Origin of the sequence: Thalassospira sp. CH_XMU1458, assembly GCF_037027205.1 — a bacterium.
GTDB lineage: Bacteria > Pseudomonadota > Alphaproteobacteria > Rhodospirillales > Thalassospiraceae > Thalassospira > Thalassospira tepidiphila.
Map to the genome: position 1 here is coordinate 1,352,205 of NZ_JAYMDW010000002.1, position 18,254 is coordinate 1,370,458.

The 18,254-nt window shown below is 55.6% G+C and carries 17 protein-coding genes and 1 tRNA gene; 7 read left to right on the forward strand and 11 right to left on the reverse strand.

The window, feature by feature from the left end:
* Positions 1-16: 16 nt before the first annotated feature.
* From araD to chvE, 4 genes are all read right to left on the reverse strand, one after another.
* Positions 17-1,765, reverse strand: a complete 1,749-nt coding sequence (araD, locus tag WBY09_RS13685) for an L-arabinonate dehydratase (protein ID WP_286791083.1) — start codon at positions 1,763-1,765, stop codon at positions 17-19.
* Positions 1,766-1,933: 168 nt separating this feature from the next.
* Positions 1,934-3,118: a multiple monosaccharide ABC transporter permease gene (gene mmsB / locus WBY09_RS13690; protein ID WP_336233008.1), complete on the reverse strand. Its 1,185-nt coding sequence runs from the start codon at positions 3,116-3,118 to the stop codon at positions 1,934-1,936.
* A 10-nt stretch (positions 3,119-3,128) separates the two neighbouring features.
* Complete coding sequence (gene mmsA, locus WBY09_RS13695; protein ID WP_336233009.1) at positions 3,129-4,652, reverse strand: multiple monosaccharide ABC transporter ATP-binding protein; 1,524 nt, start codon at positions 4,650-4,652, stop codon at positions 3,129-3,131.
* A 147-nt stretch (positions 4,653-4,799) separates the two neighbouring features.
* Positions 4,800-5,879, reverse strand: coding sequence for a multiple monosaccharide ABC transporter substrate-binding protein (gene chvE, locus WBY09_RS13700; protein WP_008890506.1), 1,080 nt, complete (start codon positions 5,877-5,879; stop codon positions 4,800-4,802).
* A gap of 234 nt (positions 5,880-6,113) precedes the next feature.
* Between chvE and WBY09_RS13705 the strand changes: the two genes are divergently transcribed.
* From WBY09_RS13705 to msrB, 5 genes are all read left to right on the forward strand, one after another.
* A complete protein-coding gene (locus WBY09_RS13705) occupies positions 6,114-7,100 on the forward strand; it encodes a LysR family transcriptional regulator (protein WP_336233010.1) in 987 nt (328 codons plus the stop codon).
* A gap of 95 nt (positions 7,101-7,195) precedes the next feature.
* Positions 7,196-8,260: a hypothetical protein gene (locus WBY09_RS13710; protein WP_336233011.1), complete on the forward strand. Its 1,065-nt coding sequence runs from the start codon at positions 7,196-7,198 to the stop codon at positions 8,258-8,260.
* A 192-nt stretch (positions 8,261-8,452) separates the two neighbouring features.
* Positions 8,453-9,007: an AAA family ATPase gene (locus WBY09_RS13715; protein ID WP_336233012.1), complete on the forward strand. Its 555-nt coding sequence runs from the start codon at positions 8,453-8,455 to the stop codon at positions 9,005-9,007.
* Between the two features lie 15 nt (positions 9,008-9,022).
* Positions 9,023-9,496: a thermonuclease family protein gene (locus tag WBY09_RS13720; RefSeq protein ID WP_336233013.1), complete on the forward strand. Its 474-nt coding sequence runs from the start codon at positions 9,023-9,025 to the stop codon at positions 9,494-9,496.
* A 144-nt stretch (positions 9,497-9,640) separates the two neighbouring features.
* Positions 9,641-10,081 (forward strand): peptide-methionine (R)-S-oxide reductase MsrB, encoded by a 441-nt coding sequence (msrB, locus tag WBY09_RS13725; protein WP_336233015.1) that lies wholly within the window; start codon positions 9,641-9,643, stop codon positions 10,079-10,081.
* Between the two features lie 62 nt (positions 10,082-10,143).
* Here msrB and WBY09_RS13730 read toward each other — a convergent pair whose 3' ends face one another.
* The 6 genes from WBY09_RS13730 to WBY09_RS13755 are packed head-to-tail and all read right to left on the reverse strand — an operon-like array spanning position 10,144 to position 16,119.
* Positions 10,144-10,617 carry a phosphatase domain-containing protein gene (locus WBY09_RS13730; protein WP_083952903.1) on the reverse strand — a complete coding sequence of 158 codons (474 nt, stop codon included), beginning with the start codon at positions 10,615-10,617 and terminating at the stop codon, positions 10,144-10,146.
* The gene (locus WBY09_RS13735) at positions 10,614-11,204 is read right to left on the reverse strand and encodes a histidine phosphatase family protein (protein ID WP_336233017.1); all 591 of its coding nucleotides are present in this window, start codon (positions 11,202-11,204) and stop codon (positions 10,614-10,616) included. Before WBY09_RS13735 ends, WBY09_RS13730 begins: the two co-directional genes overlap by 4 nt.
* Positions 11,205-11,238: 34 nt before the next feature.
* On the reverse strand, positions 11,239-12,327 hold the full coding sequence (locus tag WBY09_RS13740) for an MBL fold metallo-hydrolase (RefSeq protein ID WP_286791076.1): 1,089 nt from the start codon (positions 12,325-12,327) through the stop codon (positions 11,239-11,241).
* Positions 12,327-13,418, reverse strand: coding sequence for an ABC transporter ATP-binding protein (locus tag WBY09_RS13745; protein WP_286791075.1), 1,092 nt, complete (start codon positions 13,416-13,418; stop codon positions 12,327-12,329). The genes WBY09_RS13740 and WBY09_RS13745 overlap by 1 nt, the downstream gene beginning before the upstream one ends.
* On the reverse strand, positions 13,406-15,142 hold the full coding sequence (locus tag WBY09_RS13750) for an ABC transporter permease (protein ID WP_336233018.1): 1,737 nt from the start codon (positions 15,140-15,142) through the stop codon (positions 13,406-13,408). Before WBY09_RS13750 ends, WBY09_RS13745 begins: the two co-directional genes overlap by 13 nt.
* Positions 15,142-16,119, reverse strand: coding sequence for an ABC transporter substrate-binding protein (locus WBY09_RS13755; RefSeq protein ID WP_336233019.1), 978 nt, complete (start codon positions 16,117-16,119; stop codon positions 15,142-15,144). Before WBY09_RS13755 ends, WBY09_RS13750 begins: the two co-directional genes overlap by 1 nt.
* 200 nt (positions 16,120-16,319) lie before the next feature.
* Here WBY09_RS13755 and WBY09_RS13760 point away from each other — a divergent pair, with 200 nt between their 5' ends.
* Positions 16,320-17,102 (forward strand): DeoR/GlpR family DNA-binding transcription regulator, encoded by a 783-nt coding sequence (locus tag WBY09_RS13760; protein ID WP_197147152.1) that lies wholly within the window; start codon positions 16,320-16,322, stop codon positions 17,100-17,102.
* Here WBY09_RS13760 and WBY09_RS13765 read toward each other — a convergent pair whose 3' ends face one another.
* The gene (locus tag WBY09_RS13765) at positions 17,103-17,876 is read right to left on the reverse strand and encodes a class II glutamine amidotransferase (RefSeq protein WP_336233021.1); all 774 of its coding nucleotides are present in this window, start codon (positions 17,874-17,876) and stop codon (positions 17,103-17,105) included.
* A gap of 195 nt (positions 17,877-18,071) precedes the next feature.
* Between WBY09_RS13765 and WBY09_RS13770 the strand changes: the two genes are divergently transcribed.
* A tRNA-Thr gene (locus WBY09_RS13770) sits at positions 18,072-18,147 on the forward strand.
* The last annotated feature ends 107 nt before the right edge of the window (positions 18,148-18,254 follow it).

Sequence of the window (18,254 nt, forward strand, 5' to 3'; positions counted from 1 at the left end):
ATCCCGACAGGATCAATCAATGACTGTCTTTGGGGATTGCCTTGCCGCGATGACCGACAAGGAAGTCGAAGTCAGCCCCCCGATCGGCACCAATGACCGATTTGTAATAGAGCGAGGCATAGCCGCTTTCCGGGACCGGAACGCTGTTTTTCCAGGCTTTCAGGCGCTGGGCCAGCTCTTCATCGCTGATATCGAGATGCAGGCGACGGTTGGGGACATCAAGTTCGATCATGTCGCCATTCTTAACGACGGCCAACGGCCCGCCTGCCGCGGCCTCGGGCGAGGTATGAAGCACCACCGTGCCGTATGCCGTGCCGCTCATGCGGGCATCTGAAATGCGGACCATGTCGGTGATGCCTTTACGCAGCACCTTGGGCGGCAGGCCCATATTGCCGACCTCTGCCATGCCCGGATAGCCTTTCGGACCGCAGTTTTTCAGAACCATGATGCAGGTTTCATCGATATCAAGGTCCTCGTCATAGATCTTGGCCTTGTAATCATCAATGTCTTCAAACACCACAGCCCGACCACGATGTGTCAGAAGTTCCGGGGTTGCAGCCGACGGTTTCAGGACCGCACCATTCGGGGCCAGGTTGCCCTTGACAACGGCAATGCCACCACTGGCGGTCAGGGCCTTTTCGAACGGACGAATAACGTCTTCGTTCCAGTTACGGACATCCTTGACCTGTTCCCACATGGTTTCACCCGAGACGGTCAGGGCATCATTATGAAGCTTGCCAGCCTCGGCCAGTGCCTTGATCACCACAGGCAAACCACCGGAATAGAAGAATTCCTCCATCAGGTAGTCACCAGACGGCTGCAGGTTCACAATCGTCGGGATATCACGGCCCAACCGATCCCAGTCATCAAGCGACAGATCGATGCCGACACGTCCGGCAATGGCAAGCAGGTGAATAACCGCGTTGGTCGAACCACCGATTGCGCCGTTGACCCGGATGGCGTTCTCGAACGCTTCCTTGGTCATAACGTCAGACGGTTTCAGGTCATCCTTGACCATCTGAACGATACGGCGACCGGTAATGTGCGCCATGACGCGACGGCGGCTGTCCACGGCCGGAATGGCCGCATTACCCGAAAGCGCCATACCAAGCGCCTCGGCCATGCTGGCCATGGTGGATGCGGTACCCATGGTGTTGCACGAGCCCGGCGACCGCGACATGGCAATTTCAGCTTCGAGGAAATCTTCGGTGCTGATCTTGCCGGCCTTGCGGTCCTCGGAAAGCTGCCACAGCGATGTGCCCGATCCGATATCCTCACCACGCCATTTGCCATTGAGCATCGGCCCACCGGTGACAACAATCGCCGGGATATCAACGCTGGCCGCCCCCATCAGAAGCGAGGGCGTGGTTTTATCGCAGCCGACCATCAGGACAACGCCATCAAGCGGCGTTCCGCGCAGCATTTCCTCGACATCCATGGATGCAAGGTTACGGAACATCATCGCGGTCGGGCGCAGCGTGCTTTCACCAGTGGAAAACACCGGGAATTCAAGCGGAAGACCACCAGCCTCGTAGATGCCGTGTTTGACGCGTTCGGCCAGATCGCGCAAATGGGCATTACATGGGGTCAGTTCCGACCAGGTGTTACAAATGCCAATCACCGGACGTCCGTCAAACAGATCCGATGGCAAGCCCTGGTTCTTCATCCAGCTGCGGTGATAGATATTGTCCTTGCTGGTTCCGCCGAACCACCCCTCTTGCGAGCGGAGGGTACGCGGCCAGGGTGCCGGTTTGAACTTCGTCATGCCCGTTTTCCTTTTTGACTTATTATCGTGACGGATCCGGTGATGTACGGTTGGGATGGCCGCACACAGGACTTTGAACGACACGCATCAGCAACCGGCGCCATAAACCAATTATGGTGAAGCCGGTTGGTGTGACCCCGATGCGTATCGTTCCGCGCCATCGTGTTGTTACGCCTTGTTTTTGTTGTAGACGTCGAGGATCACAGCCGCCAAAAGCACGAGGCCCTTGATCACCTGCTGCCAGTCAATACCGACACCGATAATCGACATCCCGTTATTCATGACACCCATGATCAATGCGCCAACGACGGCACCAATGACCTTGCCAACACCGCCTGACATCGACGCGCCACCAATAAAGACAGCGGCAATAACGTCAAGCTCAAACGCAAGACCTGCCTTTGGCGTTGCTGTATTCAGACGGGCGGCAAAAACCAGCCCGGCAAGGGCGGCCAACATGCCCATATTGGCGAATGTGAAGAAGGTCAGGCGTTTGGTATTGATGCCCGAAAGCTTGGCTGCTTTTTCATTCCCGCCGAGCGCATAGATACGACGACCAAGGGTGGTTGAGTTGGTGATGAAGGTAAAGATCGCAATCAGAACCGCCATGATCACCAGAATGTTTGGCAATCCGCGATAGGTCGACAGCAGATAGGTCACAAACAGGATCGCAATCCCCGCAACCGCGTGTTTGATGACAAATACGGCCATCGGTTCTTCGACCGCGGCAAACTTCTCCTGCTTGGCGCGCGAACGCAGACCAAGGATCGGCAGCAATGCCGCCAGAACCACACCCAGCGTCATCGAAAAGACGTTAAAGCGTCCTTCGATCAGACCACCAAAGAAGTCCGGGATAAAGCCCGACGACATCGCCTGGAAGCTGTCGGGGAACGGACCAACCGATGCCCCGCCCAGAAGTGCCAGCGTCAAGCCCTTGAACACCAGCATCCCTGCCAGCGTCACAATAAAGGACGGAATGCGCCAATAGGCCACCCAATACCCTTGGGCTGCACCAATGATGGCCCCGGCAATCAGGCAGACCGGAACGACAAGAACGGTTGGCAAATCCCAATTAACGATCATCACGGCGGCCAGCGCACCGATGAAGCCAACGACAGAGCCGACCGAAAGGTCAATATTGCCGCCAACAATCACCAGCAACATGCCAACAGCCATGATGATGATATAGCTGTTTTGCAGGAACAGGTTGGTCAGGTTGACCGGCTTGAGCATGATGCCGCCGGTCAGGACCTGGAAGAAGGCCAGAATGGCAACCAGCGCAACAACCATGCCGTATTCACGAATGTGGGTGCGCAGATAGTAGCCGATTGATTTGGTTTCAGTATCCGTCATTGTCTGTTCCTCAGCCTTTCAGGATCATGCGCATGATTGCTTCCTGGCTTGCGTCTTTTGCCGCAAGCTGTCCTTTGATCTCACCTTCGTTCATGACGTAGATGCGATCGCACATGCCCAGAAGCTCCGGCATTTCCGACGAGATCATGATGACCCCCTTACCGTCGGCTGCCAGTTGGTTGATAATCGTATAAATCTCGTATTTCGCCCCGACATCGATGCCGCGCGTCGGCTCATCAAGAATGAGCACCTCGGGTGCCGCAAACAGCCATTTTGACAAAACGACTTTCTGCTGGTTGCCGCCCGAAAGGTTCATCACCTTCTGTGCGACATTAGGCGTTCGAATGTTGATTTTTTCCCGGTATTCCTCGGCAACAGATCGTTCTGCGCCGTCATTGAGAACACCGTTTTCCGAAACACCCGGCAAATTGGCCAGTGTAATGTTGGTCGTGATGCTTTCTTCAAGGATCAGACCCATTTCCTTGCGGTCTTCGGTGACATAGGCCAGTCCCGATGCAATCGCCTTTTCCACGGTCGATACATCGACCGGCGTGCCATTGATCAGGACTTCACCGGAAATATCTGTGCCATAGGACTGACCAAAGATGCTCATGGCAAGTTCGGTCCGACCAGCGCCCATCAGGCCCGCAATACCGACAACTTCACCGGCCGCAACATCAATGCTGACATTATCAACGACCTTGCGTTCGGGATGCAGCGGATGGGTTGCCGACCAGTTGCGGACTTCCATCAACTTGCCTGAACCGATACTTGGCGTGCGTTCCGGATAGCGGTGCGCCATATCGCGCCCGACCATGTCCTTGACGATATGGTCTTCGGTAATGTTGCCACCGCGCGCATCAAGGGTCGAAATCGCCTTGCCATCGCGGATAACCGTGATGCGGTCTGCCACCCGGTTGATTTCATTGAGCTTATGCGAAATCAGGATCGAGGTAATGCCCTGCGCCTTGAATTCCAGCAACAGTTCGAGCAGTTTCTGGCTGTCATTTTCCTGAAGACTGGCTGTTGGCTCATCAAGGATCAGCAGCTTCACTTTTTTCGAAAGCGCCTTGGCAATTTCGACCAGTTGCTGTTTGCCAACACCGATATTGGTGACCAACGTCGCCGGGTTTTCTTTCAAACCGACTTTTGACAGCAACTCACCGGTGCGCGCAAAGGTCGCAGGCCAGTTGATCACGCCATTTTCGCTGATTTCGTTGCCCAGAAAAATGTTTTCGGCAATCGACAGCAACGGCACAAGTGCCAGTTCCTGGTGAATGATGATGATCCCGCGTTCTTCACTGTCGCGGATATCCTTGAATTCCTGCACCCCACCATCATAAAGGATGTCACCTTCATAGGTTCCGTGCGGATAAACACCGCTCAGCACCTTCATCAGGGTGGATTTACCTGCACCGTTTTCGCCACAAAGCGCGTGGATTTCCCCGCGTTCAACTTTGAGGCTGACATCATCCAGTGCCTTCACACCCGGGAAGGTCTTGGTGATGTTCTTCATTTCCAGGATGGTATCCATCCGGTCCTCCCACTGCCATTGACACTGCAACGGCGTCTTCGTCTGCTTTGGTCTTTGTTTTCCTGGAAACCAGTCGGGCGAGTTGCCCTAGAAACCCTAAGAAAAGTGGCCCCGGCGCAAACGCCGGGACCTTCAATGCCTAAGCGCTTATTGCACTTCGTCTTTGGTGTAATAGCCTGAACCAATAAGGATTTCTTCCCAGTTGGATTTATCAACCATGATCGGCTCAAGCAGGTAGGAAGGAACAACCTTCACACCATTGTCGTAAGTGCTGGTGTCGTTGATGGTCGGCTTTTCGCCTGCAAGGACACTGTCCACCATCGAAACGGTCACGCGTGCAAGTTCACGGGTATCCTTGAAGATGGTGGAATACTGTTCACCAGCCAGGATCGACTTGACCGACGGCAGTTCAGCATCCTGACCGGTCACGATCGGCATTTTCATATCGCCGGAACCGTAACCAACGCCTTTAAGCGACGACAGGATACCAATCGACAGCCCGTCATACGGCGACAGAACACCATCGACTTCTTCATCGGTGTAATGTGCCGACAGAAGGTTATCCATACGGGCCTGAGCAACCGCACCATCCCAACGCAGGGTACCGACCGTGTCCATGCCCATCTGGCCGGATTTGATCACGATGGTTCCCTCGTCGATCAGCGGCTGCAGGATCGACATCGCACCGTTATAGAAGAAATACGCGTTGTTATCATCCGGCGAACCGCCGAACAGTTCAACATTATAGGGCGGCTCACCCGATTCAATCAGGCCATCAACCAGCGAGGTGGCCTGCTGAACGCCGACCTGGAAGTTGTCGAAGGTGGAATAATAATCGACATTCGGGCTTTCAACGATCAGGCGGTCATAGGCGAAGACCTTGATGCCTGCTGCTGCTGCGTTTTCCAGCGCATTCGAAAGCGTGGTGCCGTCAATCGCCGCGATCACAAGGACGTCGACGCCCTTAACGATCATGTTTTCGATCTGGGACAGCTGGTTGGGAATATCGTCTTCTGCGTACTGAAGATCGGTTTTGTAGCCGGCAGCTTCAAACTGCTCGACCATGGAATTTCCGTCGGAAATCCAACGTGCCGAAGATTTGGTGGGCATTGCGATCCCGACATAGCCTTTTTCATCGGCATGGGCGTAACCGCCGGAAATCATCGGGCTCATCATTGCGGCCGCGCCAAAGGCGACCCCTGCCATTACGGCACCGAGACGTTTCATAGCTATCCTCCCTAAAAGACACGGCATACATGCCATTATTCTTTACGCCCGACTTTCACAGGCATTCGTGACCTGCATACGTCGTGTCTTTGTTTTCAATTGATATTGCATCCTATTTCCCAAAGGACACGGCGCCATTATTCAGACGCCCTACATAACAATCAAATAAACATTTTCGAAACTTGCATATCAAAATTGATATACTAAAATCACGCCATACCGGAGGAATCCATTATGGCCAAGACATCCAATCTGCTCCCGCTCAGTTCTGCGAAATCCCTGCTTTTCCGCTCTGGCAACCTGTTTCAGAGGGGGCTTAAGCTTAGTCATCTGCGCATGATTGTCGCGATGGAAGAGACCGGTCAGATCAGTCTGGCGGCTGACATGCTCAAGACATCCCAACCGGCGGCCTCTAGACTATTGTCTGAGATGGAAAACATCCTTGAGGCGCGCTTGTGTGTCCGAAGTGCGCGCGGGATCGAGATGACCAATGCCGGACGCGCCCTTGCCAGACGCGCGCGCAGCATGCTGATTGAAATCCGCGAAGCCGAACGCGAGATCGAGGACATCAAACATGGTGGCGGCACTGTCTTCATTGGCGCTGTGACCGCAGCGGCCGTTGAACTGGTGGTGCCCGCCATCCGAAGCGTCCAGGCCGTCAACTCGTTGCTTGAAGCCCATGTTGGCGTCGGACCGTCGCATTTGCTAATCAAGGATTTGCTGGCCGGTGATCATGACTTTGTCATTGGCCGCGTGCCCGAGGACATGGACCCACGCCTGTTTAACATCCGCGAAATCAGGAGCGAGAAAATCCGCCTGATGGTTCGGACCGGCCATCCGCTGCTTGAAAGCAACAAACCGATCACGCTGGCCCGCCTTGCCCAGTTCGAATGGATCTTGCCACCGCCGGGCAACCTAATGCGTCGCACGATCGAGGATGTGTTTATTTCACGCCACCTGCCCTTGCCGCATTCGAGTTTGAATTCCGCATCCCTTCTGGTGACGCTGGCGACCCTATCAGACACCAACGCCATCGCCCCGATGGCCGAGGAAGTCACAACCCTTCTGACCAGTGGAGGGCTGATTACCGAACTGCCCTTTGATGGCGTGATTGAAATTAAACCCTATAGTCTGATCACCGCGCGCGGCCATCGGCTTTCACCCTCGGCACAACTGGTTTCCGATCATATTCTTGCACGCATCGAAAAACCGCATGGCTAGGCTGATCGTCATGCAATTGTTTGCACTGTGAAGCTCTCCAAAACTGGCGTAAGCTTCTGAGACAAAACAAGACATGTTGTGACCGAGAGTAAAACATGCCCGCAAGCCTTCGATATCTCAGCGCCTTGTTCGTCGCCGTCTCGCCCCTGATCGCAACGGGCGCGCATGCCAGTGCGACCGATGACAGCACGGCGGAAATGTCCGACATGGACCGCCCGGCCGCCTTTGCGGTCATGGACATGCGTGCCAGCACTGCCTGGATGATCAACCATTTTCAGTGGCTGGAGCCGAACGAAGAGGCGCTTGAAACGCTTGTGTTTTCGGCGGGCAAAGGTCCGATGCGGCTTGATTTCGTCATGGACAATATCGTTCCGTCCTATTGCGAACTCCGCCCCGATCCCGAGAATTGCGATGGTCCGGGCGTCCCGGTCAGCTGGATGGAAGATGTCCCGCAAACCATCTGCATGGATATTCCGCTCGTGCTTAAGGCGCGCCACAAGGATGTTTTGAAAAAGGCCGACCTTCTGTGCCTGCAACCGCAAAGCAACCTGCTTTTCCCCGATGACTGGATTGCCGGCAACGGCTGGCCGCAAGTCCATCTGCACCAGACCGTGACACCGCGCAAAATCCGCCATGACGGCAGCACGGCGATTATTGACCTTGTCATTACCGATGCCATTGCCACGGGCATCGCCAACCTGTCCGAACAGGGCTATGGACCGGCCAAGATCGGCATGAGCGATGATGAACTGCGCGATGTGATCGGCCCGAACCTTGATACCTTTATTGCCGGCGATGATGAAAGCTGCACCTATCTGCAACGCGATCTGGATCCGTCCGGACTGGGCTACATGGTCCTTGATGGCAAACTTGCCCGCGTGTCGCTTTATGGTGACGAGCATGATGTTGCCACAAGCCTCGTGCGCACCCGCAATGGCCTTTCCATTGGATCGACCAAGGAAGACGTGTATGCCGCCTTTGCCGGCCAAACCTTGATCGAGGAAGAAAATGAATATCTTGGCCCGGACGGGCGCTATGTCACCTGGTGGCAGGATGACGCCAAAACGCACGGCATCCGCTTTGAGATTGATGAAAGCGGCACGGTCATCGCCATTCATGCTGGCAGCGATGCAATCACATTGATCGAAGGCTGCGTCTAATCCCCGGCAACAAAGCGTCACCGCATTTTCTTTGCCGTTGACTTGGCAATTGACTTGCAGGGCCAAGCCGGTAAAAGCGCGTCTTGCGCAGATCATACAGATCTCGCCAATACCCAAAACCAACAACAATATTGCCATCCCCTTGCCGCAAAGCCCGACCAGAACGGCGTGCTTGCGGAGACACGAACACGAATGCAAACACCCATAACGTCCAACCTTGTTGTCCTTACCGGCGGTCCCGGTACGGGCAAAACCACATTGATCAATCATCTTGATGACCGGGGCTTTGACACCAGCCCCGAGGTGGCGCGTGCCATCATCGAAGAGCAGCTTGAACGCGGCGGCACCGCCTTGCCGTGGGAGGATAATGATGCCTATGCCGGGCTGATGTTCCGACGATTCATTCGCGCATGGCAGGAAGATATCCAGAACCACCCGCGCACGGTTTTCTGTGACCGCGGCCTGCCCGACACCTTGGCGCACCGCAGGCTTTCTGGATTACCGGAAAACCCCGACCTCATCCGCGCGATCAATACCTATCGCTATCACCGGGTGGCGTTCGTCCTGCCGCCCTGGTCGGAAATCTATAAAAACGATACGGCACGCACACAAAGCTTCTCCGAGGCCGTCAGAACATATGTCGTGCTGTGCCGGACCTATCATGAATGCGGCTATGAACTGGTCGAAATTCGCAAAGGCCCGGTCGAACAACGCGCCGCCCAAATCCTTGCCCGCCTGAAACTCTAAGAAACACGCCCCAAGATGACGTCAAACAACCCCACATCCCGATTTGCCAAACGTGCCGTCATGGCATGCACGGCCGCAGTAACGATGATCACCAGCCTACCGGCGATTGCCGCCTGCTATGACTGGCCGCTGCGCGAATATCGCGGCAACTATGCCTATGACGGGGACACGATTTATGTCGCCATTCCCGGCCTGCCGGATGAAATAGCCAATATGTCGGTGCGCGTGCGCGGTATTGATACGCCAGAAATACGCGGCCAATGCGACAGTGAAAAGCAACTGGCGCAAAAAGCGCGGGACTATGCCCGCCAACGCCTGAAGTCTGCGACATCGGTGCAGTTCTGCGAACCGGAATGGGGCCGTTATGGCGGGCGCGTGGTGGCGTCTGTGCGGATCGATGGCAGCCCGCTTGATCTTGAGCTGATCGAAAACGGCCTTGCCCGCCCCTATGACGGCAAAACCAAACGCCAGCCCTGGTGCCAAGGTTGAGTGCCAAGGTTGAGTGTCAGGTCTGATCAGATCGGCCTTTGATGTCACTTCGGTGTGAAGTCACTGGACAACAGCGATATTCCAACCATCTTTGCAAAAAGGAAATCGCCCGACCGAAGTTCAGAAAGGCTTGAGTGACGAAATATGAGCAAATATCACAAAGACCCGGATGCCATCCGCGACCTGTCGCCTGAACAGTATTATGTGACACAGGAAAGCGGCACCGAACCGCCGTTTCGCAATGATTTCTGGGATCACAAGGAAGACGGGCTTTATGTCGATATCGTCTCGGGCGAGCCACTTTTTACCTCGCGCGACAAATTCGATAGCGGCTGTGGCTGGCCAAGCTTTGTGAAGCCTGTCCAATCCGACCATATCGTCGCCAAAGAAGACAACACACATGGCATGCGCCGGATTGAAGTCCGATCCAAACATGGTGACAGCCACCTTGGCCACGTCTTCCCCGATGGCCCGAAGGATCGCGGTGGATTGCGTTATTGCATCAACTCGGCGTCCCTTCGCTTTGTCGCGATCGAGGATCTTGAGGCCGAAGGATACGGCGAGTATCGCCACTTATTCGAATAAACAGACAAAAAAGACCGGCATCTGGCCGGTCTTTTTATTTGTATGAGGATTAGAAATCACACTCAAAAATCACCGGGCGCACATTGCAGGCAAGTCAGCCCCATATCGCGCCATTTATCGACCACCCGTCTGCGGTCATCGACCACAAGCCAGGGATTAAAGCCATCCTCGATGATCTTGGCCAGCAGGTCTTCCTTGACCTCTTCGTCGGTGCGGTGATCGGCATCCATGGGGCGCAGATACATACCATCAAACGGGATATCATGCGCACGCAGCCAAGCTTCTGATCGGTGTTGCCAGCCCGCCGGGCGGCCCGAACAGATCAGGATCGCATGGCCGGATGCATGCAGGATGCGCAACAGTTTCTCGATATTTTCAATCGGTTTGGCGTGGTCCATGGCGTCAAAGAACGCATCCCACTGTTTTTCCACACCATGAACCAGATGCCCCAAAGCATCGGCATCAAAATGCGCCAGCGTGCCATCCATATCGAACACGACTGCATCACGCGCATCACGGGCTTTGGGTTCAGTCACGCAGAAATCTCCTTGATCAGGTTTTCGGTCAAATTTTCATACTCCCAGCCGATTTCCATCGGGCGGAACAGGATCGGTGTGGCGTTGGGCACGCGCGGGCCATCGGCCTCAAACCCGGTCATGTAAAGAATGCAGCGCGCCACCCCGGAATGGGCAACGATCACGGTCAGGTCATCGCTGACCTCGGCCAGGGCCTGTTGCATGGCAAAGGACACGCGTTGGCACATGGCATCAAACCCCTCGCCATTGGGGGGCGTGTCAAAGCGCGGGCACAGTTCCGAGATCGGACGGCCTTCCAGATCGCCCCAATGACGTTCGCGCAGACCGTCAAGCACCCTGGCGTCATAATCGGGCAACACCAGATTGGCCGTCGTGCGTGCCCGGTCCTGCGGGCTGACATAAACCGCCCGCCATTTCGCCATCGCCATTAGTGGTGCAATCGCCTCCGCCTGTTCGCGGCCAGTTTCATTCAGCGGTGGTTCGTTTGACCCGGCAATGATACCCGCCCGGTTGGCATCGGTTTCCCCGTGTCGGATGAAGACAAACGGCAGCTTGGGAAAATCGAACTTTTCAGCGGCATAGATCATGACCGGACATCACCTTTGTTGGAGAACGCATGCATTACAAATAGAACCGATCTGCAAGCTGTAGCCGCCCGTCAAACCCGTCGACAAGTCCAAAATCCTCGGGCCGGCTGGTGAAAAGCGGCACGACCTGCATCGCGTGACATTGATTGGCGAGATCAATCACATGGCTTGCCAATGGGTGCACGTTCCAACGCCGGAAATGGGCATGGCCCTTTTCGACCATCTTGCGCGCCTCGATCGGCATGAAACCGGTAAAGATCACATGCGCACTTGCCCCCATGCGACCGGCATCCTGCCACTGATCAATCAGTTCACGCGCCTTGCCAAAGGTCGCGCATGGCGCATGACACAAAAGCAACCGTGCATCCGGATTGAAATGCTTTGCCTTGTCCTTAAGACTGCGCAACTGGCGGATCGCGTCACTTGCGACATAATCCGATCCATGGGCATCAAGCACCTGTTTGACCTGCCCATAACAACGATCATCCATCGACCAGTCTGTCAGGCTATGACGTTCAAACAGAAGCGCCATTTCCGCCGCGCGGCCACTGGGCGGCACAGGAAACAGGATTTGCCCATCGAGCTTGGTCATGGTGGTCAAAAGGCTATCAATGCGGACCTGCTGGGTCAGTTGTTCCATGCCGTAAGACGCATCAAGCAGGACCGTTGCGGCATCAGGCGGCGCGTCATAAAGGAAGTAATCAGATTCCTGACAGAAATCGCCGGAATACAGCACCCCGCCCCCCAGTTCGAAATGCAGCCACACCCCGCCAAATGAATGGCCGGTGCGTCCGGTGGTGACGGTCACGCCATCGACCTGAATTTCCCCATAAGGCGGCAAGGGGATGACATTGGCGCCCTTGGGAAGGGAACGCGCAGTAACTTCGGTGCAATAGATCGGCAAACCGGCATCAACGATTTCGCCGGCCGCCCCGATATGGTCGATATGATCGTGGGTAATGAAAACAGCGTTAACTTTATTAAGCCACGCCGGATCAAATCCCTGATCACTTTCGGGACCGACGCCGCAATCAAGCAGCCAGCGCCGGTTAAAGAATTCTAGTCGCAAACAGGCCGGTCCCTTTTCACCAAGACCGGAAAGAACACGCATACGGGCTGACATCAGGCGGCCTCACCCGACATGCGGTCAAACACCCAGCCGTCATTGACCTGAAGGCCGACTTGCTCTCCGATCCGGGCCCGGCGGTTGGCATAGACCGGCAATGTCTGATCCGCGCCAATCCGAACCGACAGGCGGAACCGCCCGCCGAGATAGACGCAATCATCAACTTGACCACGCAACGGCGCATCATCCGTGACCCAGACGTCTTCTGGCCGTAGACAAAGACCGGCATTGGCCGTATTCACAGTCGTAAGGCCATCGGCCAGTTTCGGGCAGATGCGCGCGGTAATGCTGCTTTGCCCCAACTGGACGGAGCAATTGCCGTTACTTCCGACCGTCACACCTTGTACCGGCAAAACCGCCCCTGCCCCGACAAAGCCCGCCACCATCAGATCAGCCGGTTCGCGATAAAGCGTTTCAGGCGCTGCCATCTGGCGAATATGGCCCTTGTCCATCACCGCAATCCTATCCGCCATCGCCATGGCCTCAGCCTGGTCATGGGTGACGTAAATCATCGTCGCCCCGGTGCGGCGATGGAAATCAAGAAACGCCTGCTGCATGGTTTCACGCAGGTGGACATCAAGGTTGGCCAACGGTTCATCAAGCAACACCGCCCGCGGCTCCATGACAAGGCACCTTGCCAATGCCACACGCTGACGCTGCCCGCCTGATAGTTCCGACGGACTGCGATTGGCATAGGGGCCAAGGGCAACGATATCAAGCGCCTCGGCAATCTTGCGATCCTGATCGGCACGGCTGAGCCCGCGCACCTCAAGCGGATAGCCGACATTGCGCGCGACCGTCATATGCGGCCACAGGGCATAGGACTGAAACACGATGCCAAGATTGCGATCCTCGGGACTGATCATGACGTTGTTTTCAGGACTTGCCATGACCTGACCACCGAGTGAAATCTGACCGTGATCGGGTTCCTCGAACCCGGCGAGCAAGCGCAAAAGCGTCGTCTTGCCGCAGCCGGACGGGCCAAGAAGGGCTACGAATTCACCATCGGCAATATCAAGCGAGACCTGATTGACCGCCCGATAATCGCCAAAGCATTTGGTAATGCGCGAAAGATTTATGTCTGCCACGGTACAACTCCTTTGGGCAAACGACGCGCGGCAAGCTGAAAACAGCTCATCAGCGCGATCACCACAAGGACGACCAGAACCGCCACGGCCGAGGCCAGAACGGTGTCGCCACTGTCATCAAGATTGAAAATCAGAACGCCCAACGTCTCGTTCCCGGCCGACCACAAAAGGGCCGAAACGGTCAGTTCGTTAAAGGCGGTCAGGAACACCAAAAGTGCACCGGCCGCAGCCGAAGGTGCGGCAAGCGGCAGCAAGATATCGCGCAAGCGTCGCGACAACCCTGCGCCACAGGCCTGGGCGGCTTCTTCAAGGGCCGGGTCAAGCTGGGTAAAGCTGTTCATCACCGGCCGAAGCGCGATCACAAGGAACCGCGCAAGGTAAGCGACAAAAATGATCGCAAGCGTGCCATACAAACTGACATCAATCAGCGGAATGCGGATAAACAGCAAGATGCAGGCAATCGCCAAAACCACGCCGGGCAAGGCATAGGGCACCTCGACCAGAAGATTGATCAGCTTGGTCAGGTTCGAAGGCCTGCGCACCATCACATAAGCCAGCGGCAAACACATCAGAACAAGCGTCACCGCCGCCCCCACGGACAGAACAAAACTGTTCTGAAACGCGCGAATGGTGGATAGCTGCACAAACATGACTTCGTGGAACGCCTCAAACGTGGCATTGGCGAATGTCAGCTTGACGCCAAAGGCCGGCACCAATGCGGTGGTAAACAGGGCCAAAAGCGGAATGACCAGAATGGCGACCAATACCGCCCAAAGGGCTATTTCAACCAAGCTTCGGCGCGCACCGAGTTTGACATCCAACGGGCGCCCAACCATGCCCATCAGGCGATAGTCACGTTTGGACAGCAAACGGTGATGCAGCGCCACACCGCAAATCGCAATCGCGCCGATCAGCATGGCAAGAACGGAAACCTCACCCAGAACGGACGGGCCAAAACCGGCAAGCTTTTGATAAATCAAAGTCGGCAGGGTCTGATAGCCTGCCGGAATGCCCAGCATCGCCGGAATGCCAAAGTTGCCAAGCGCGGTGACAAAGGCCATGGCGGTGCCGGCAATCAGGCCCGGACTGGTCAGCGGCAAAATGATCTGCCACCACAAACGCCCGCCGCGTGCACCCGCCAGACGGGCGGCTTCGATCTGTTCGCGCGGCAACATGCGCAGGTTTGCGCGCAATGTCAGAAACACGATGGAGGCATGCTGAATACCCAGCAAAAGGGCGATACCTTCTGCGGAATAAAGTGGTTGGGGCGATCCCAACGGCGGGGCCATGCCAATGGCGTTTAAAAGCGCACTGCTGGGTCCGGTCAATTGAACCCAGCTGAGTGCTGTGATCTGTGGCGGGATCATCATCGGGATCATGAAACAGAACACCAATGCCGCCTTGGCGCGGATATCGGTCAGTGCGACCAAAAAGGCAAAAGAACCACCAATCAAAAGGGAAATAATCGTTCCCAGACCGGCGGTATAAAGACTGTTTGCCGTGGCCCGCCAGGTTGATGAATTGCCCAGCACGTCACGAAAATAATCAAACGAAGGCACACCACCGACCATCACGCCTTCAAACCCAAGGCGCAGGATCGGCAAAATCGAAATAATAAATACCGGCACCACCAACCAAATCAGCAACCGGTCCGAAGACCGGTTGCCATTTGGTTTGGCGATTATGCCAGGCAGAACGCCGCGAAGGCGACCTGTAGCCTGCATTATTCAGCCCCGAACATGTCTGCGAATTTCTGTTTGTTGGCTTCGGCCTGTTCCAGCGCGATGGCCGGATTGAAGTCCATCAACTTGATCTCGCTGCGTGCCGGGAAACCGGCCGGAAGCGCCATGTCGTTGCGCGCCGGGATGTAGCCCATATCAAGCACTAGTTCCTGCCCCTGTTCGGACAGAAGGAAGTCAACGAACTTGTGCGCGGCATCAACGTTCTTGGCGTCTTTCATGATCGCGACCGGCTCGGTCACATAGGTCACACCTTCAGACGGGAAGACGAAATCAACCGGCGATCCATCGGCCTTGCCGCGGATGGCAAGGAAGTCGACAACCACACCATACGGCTTTTCACCCGATGCAACCGCCTTGAAGGTACCGCCATTGCCACCCTTGGCGCGTGCTTCGTTGGCTGCCAATGCCTGATAGTAATCCCAGCCAAGATCCTTGTTCTCGGTCAGGGTGGAGAGATGAATAAGGGCCGCACCGGAATAAAGCGGGCTTGGCATTGCAATCTGGTTTTTCACCGCCGGATCAGCAAGATCTTTCCACGATGTCGGGGCTTTGACAGCGGTGTTATAGACGATGCCGCTGGTGATCAGCTTGGTCGAATAGTAATAGCCTTCACCATCATAAAGACCGTCTTCATAAGCACTTGCCTCGCCCGATTTATAGGCCTGCAGCTGCCCTTCCTGCTTGAGACCTTCAAGCGTTACGGTATCGGCAATCAGAAGAACATCCGGGCGCGGGTCGCCGGCAGCGATTTCTGCACGCAGTTTCGCCATCAGTTTGGTGGTGCCGTCACGGACCCACTCAACTTCAATATCGGGGTTGGCAGCCATAAAGGCATCAACAGTGGTCTGGGCATCCTTGTTCGGCTGGCTGGTATAAAGAACCAGCTTTTCAGCAGCCTGCCCCACAATCGGCAGCATCATCGCGGCAGAGGCAACCGCAGCAAGAAGAACGTTACGCATGATCGGCATCCCTATAGATCGAAAAGAAGGTTTCGTTCGAAAATGTTTCGATCCGGAAGCTATCGGGATTTCGATTTCAGTTGTGTGACAACACCAAGAATTAAATGTTTCAATAGGAAAACCGGGCTATGCAGCGGTGTTTCGGCCTGTCTATACTCAGATCAGAAGCGAAATAACAACTTTCGAACGAAAGAATAACCGTGACTAAAACGTCTGATGCAGTGCCCCTTGACCGCCGACGCGACCGCATCGTCGCCCTTGTCAAATCGACCGGCTTTATGGCGGTCGAGGAACTGGCACGCCGGTTTAACGTCTCGGTCCAGACGATCCGTACCGATTTGCGCGACCTTCATGAACAGGGGCGTGTGTTTCGCCGTCATGGCCTTGCGGGCCCGGCACCCGATCCGGATAACTCGGCCTATGAAAAGCGCGAAGTCTGGAACCGAACGGGCAAGATGGCGATTGCCGCCAAGGTGGCTGATCTGATCCCGGAGGGCTGCACAATCGCGATTGGCACCGGCACCACTGCCGAACTTGCCGCCCAACATCTGGCATCGCATCGCAACTTAACGGTTCTCACAAACAATCTGCATGTGGTGATGGCGCTGCAAAACGCGCCGAATGTCACACTGCGCCTTGCCGGTGGCACCGTTCGGACCCGTGACTTGGATATAATTGGTGCAGACAGTGCGGACTTTTTCGGCAGCATGCGCGCCGATTTCGGGATTGTCAGTGTTGGCGGGATGAGTGACGAAGGTGATTTGCTGGACTTCAACATGGACGAAGTCCGTGCACGGCGCGCACTGGTATCGTGCTGCGATCACGCCATCCTGATGATCGATGAGAAAAAAGTTGGCCGCAAGGCGCTCTGCCGTGACGGCCATGCCAGCGATTTTCAGACTGTGTTGCTCAACACCGCGCCAAGCGATGCCCTGCAACGCGCACTGGTCAAGGCGCGCAGTCAGATTGTTGTGGTGTCTTAATTAGCAAACAAGCGTTGCTTCTTCGCTGATGGTCAGATCACCTTCGACATGCAGGGTGTGGTTGGGTGCAACCGCCTTCCAGCTATCGCTTTCCGTATCAAGCGGCTCGGAGACGACAATCACGTGATCATCGCGTTTGCGCCAGTAAAGTGATGGTGGCTTGTCGTCGCTGGCATGGCGGATGGCGCAGACGCTTTTGCCGTTTGACAGGCAGGCGGTGAAGCGGAACGGAGAGGTCGCACCGCGCACCTTCATTTCGTTTTCGACAACCTCGATTGTGCGGCGAATGGCGCGGTGCGGGTCATCACGCAGGCCGAGCGTCAACATCAGGCAAAAGATCAGTTCGCTATCGGTGGAGCCCTGTCGGCCTTCGTAAAATTCGTCTTCGATCATCATTTCCAAGGATCGGCGCACCAGCGGGTAATCACCAATCTGGCCGTTATGCATGAAAAGATACTGGCCGCTGGAAAACGGGTGGCAGTTGGTGCGACTTGTATGGGTGCCGGTCGAGGCCCGGACATGGGCAAAGAACAGGCCCGAGCGGATATGGTGGGCAAGTGACCGCAGGTTCGGGTCATTCCAGGCCGGCAGGATTTCGCGATAAAGCCCCGGTGTCGGGCGTTCGTCATACCAGCCAAGGCCAAAGCCATCGCCATTGGTCGGCGTTTTGGCCTGTTCGGCATGCAGGCTTTGTTCGACCAGTGAATGGCGCGGCTCAAAGACCAGCTTTTCCAGATAAACCGGATCCCCGATATAGCTCAGCCAACGACACATGATTTGCCCCCGCACATGAATTTTGATCGCGCACATCTAAGCCGGATAATCACAGCATGGTCAATGTGATATTGTGTGTCTCTGTCCTGATTTCAGGGCATGGCTAAAAGTCCGGCACTTGTTGGCAAAAAGAACAACAAACCTCTTGCCAAGGCGGGTGATTGTCCGTATTTTCCGCGCCACAAAATGAATCGTGCTGGTGTAGCTCAGCTGGTAGAGCGGCGCATTCGTAATGCGTAGGTCGTAGGTTCAAATCCTATCACCAGCACCATTTTGTAAAACAAAGACCCGCCAAGACGCAGCCTGCTGCATCTTTGGCGGGTTTTGTGTTTTCTGGCCGTTTGCAGCGCAATCTTTTCACATTCCCCCCACCCGATG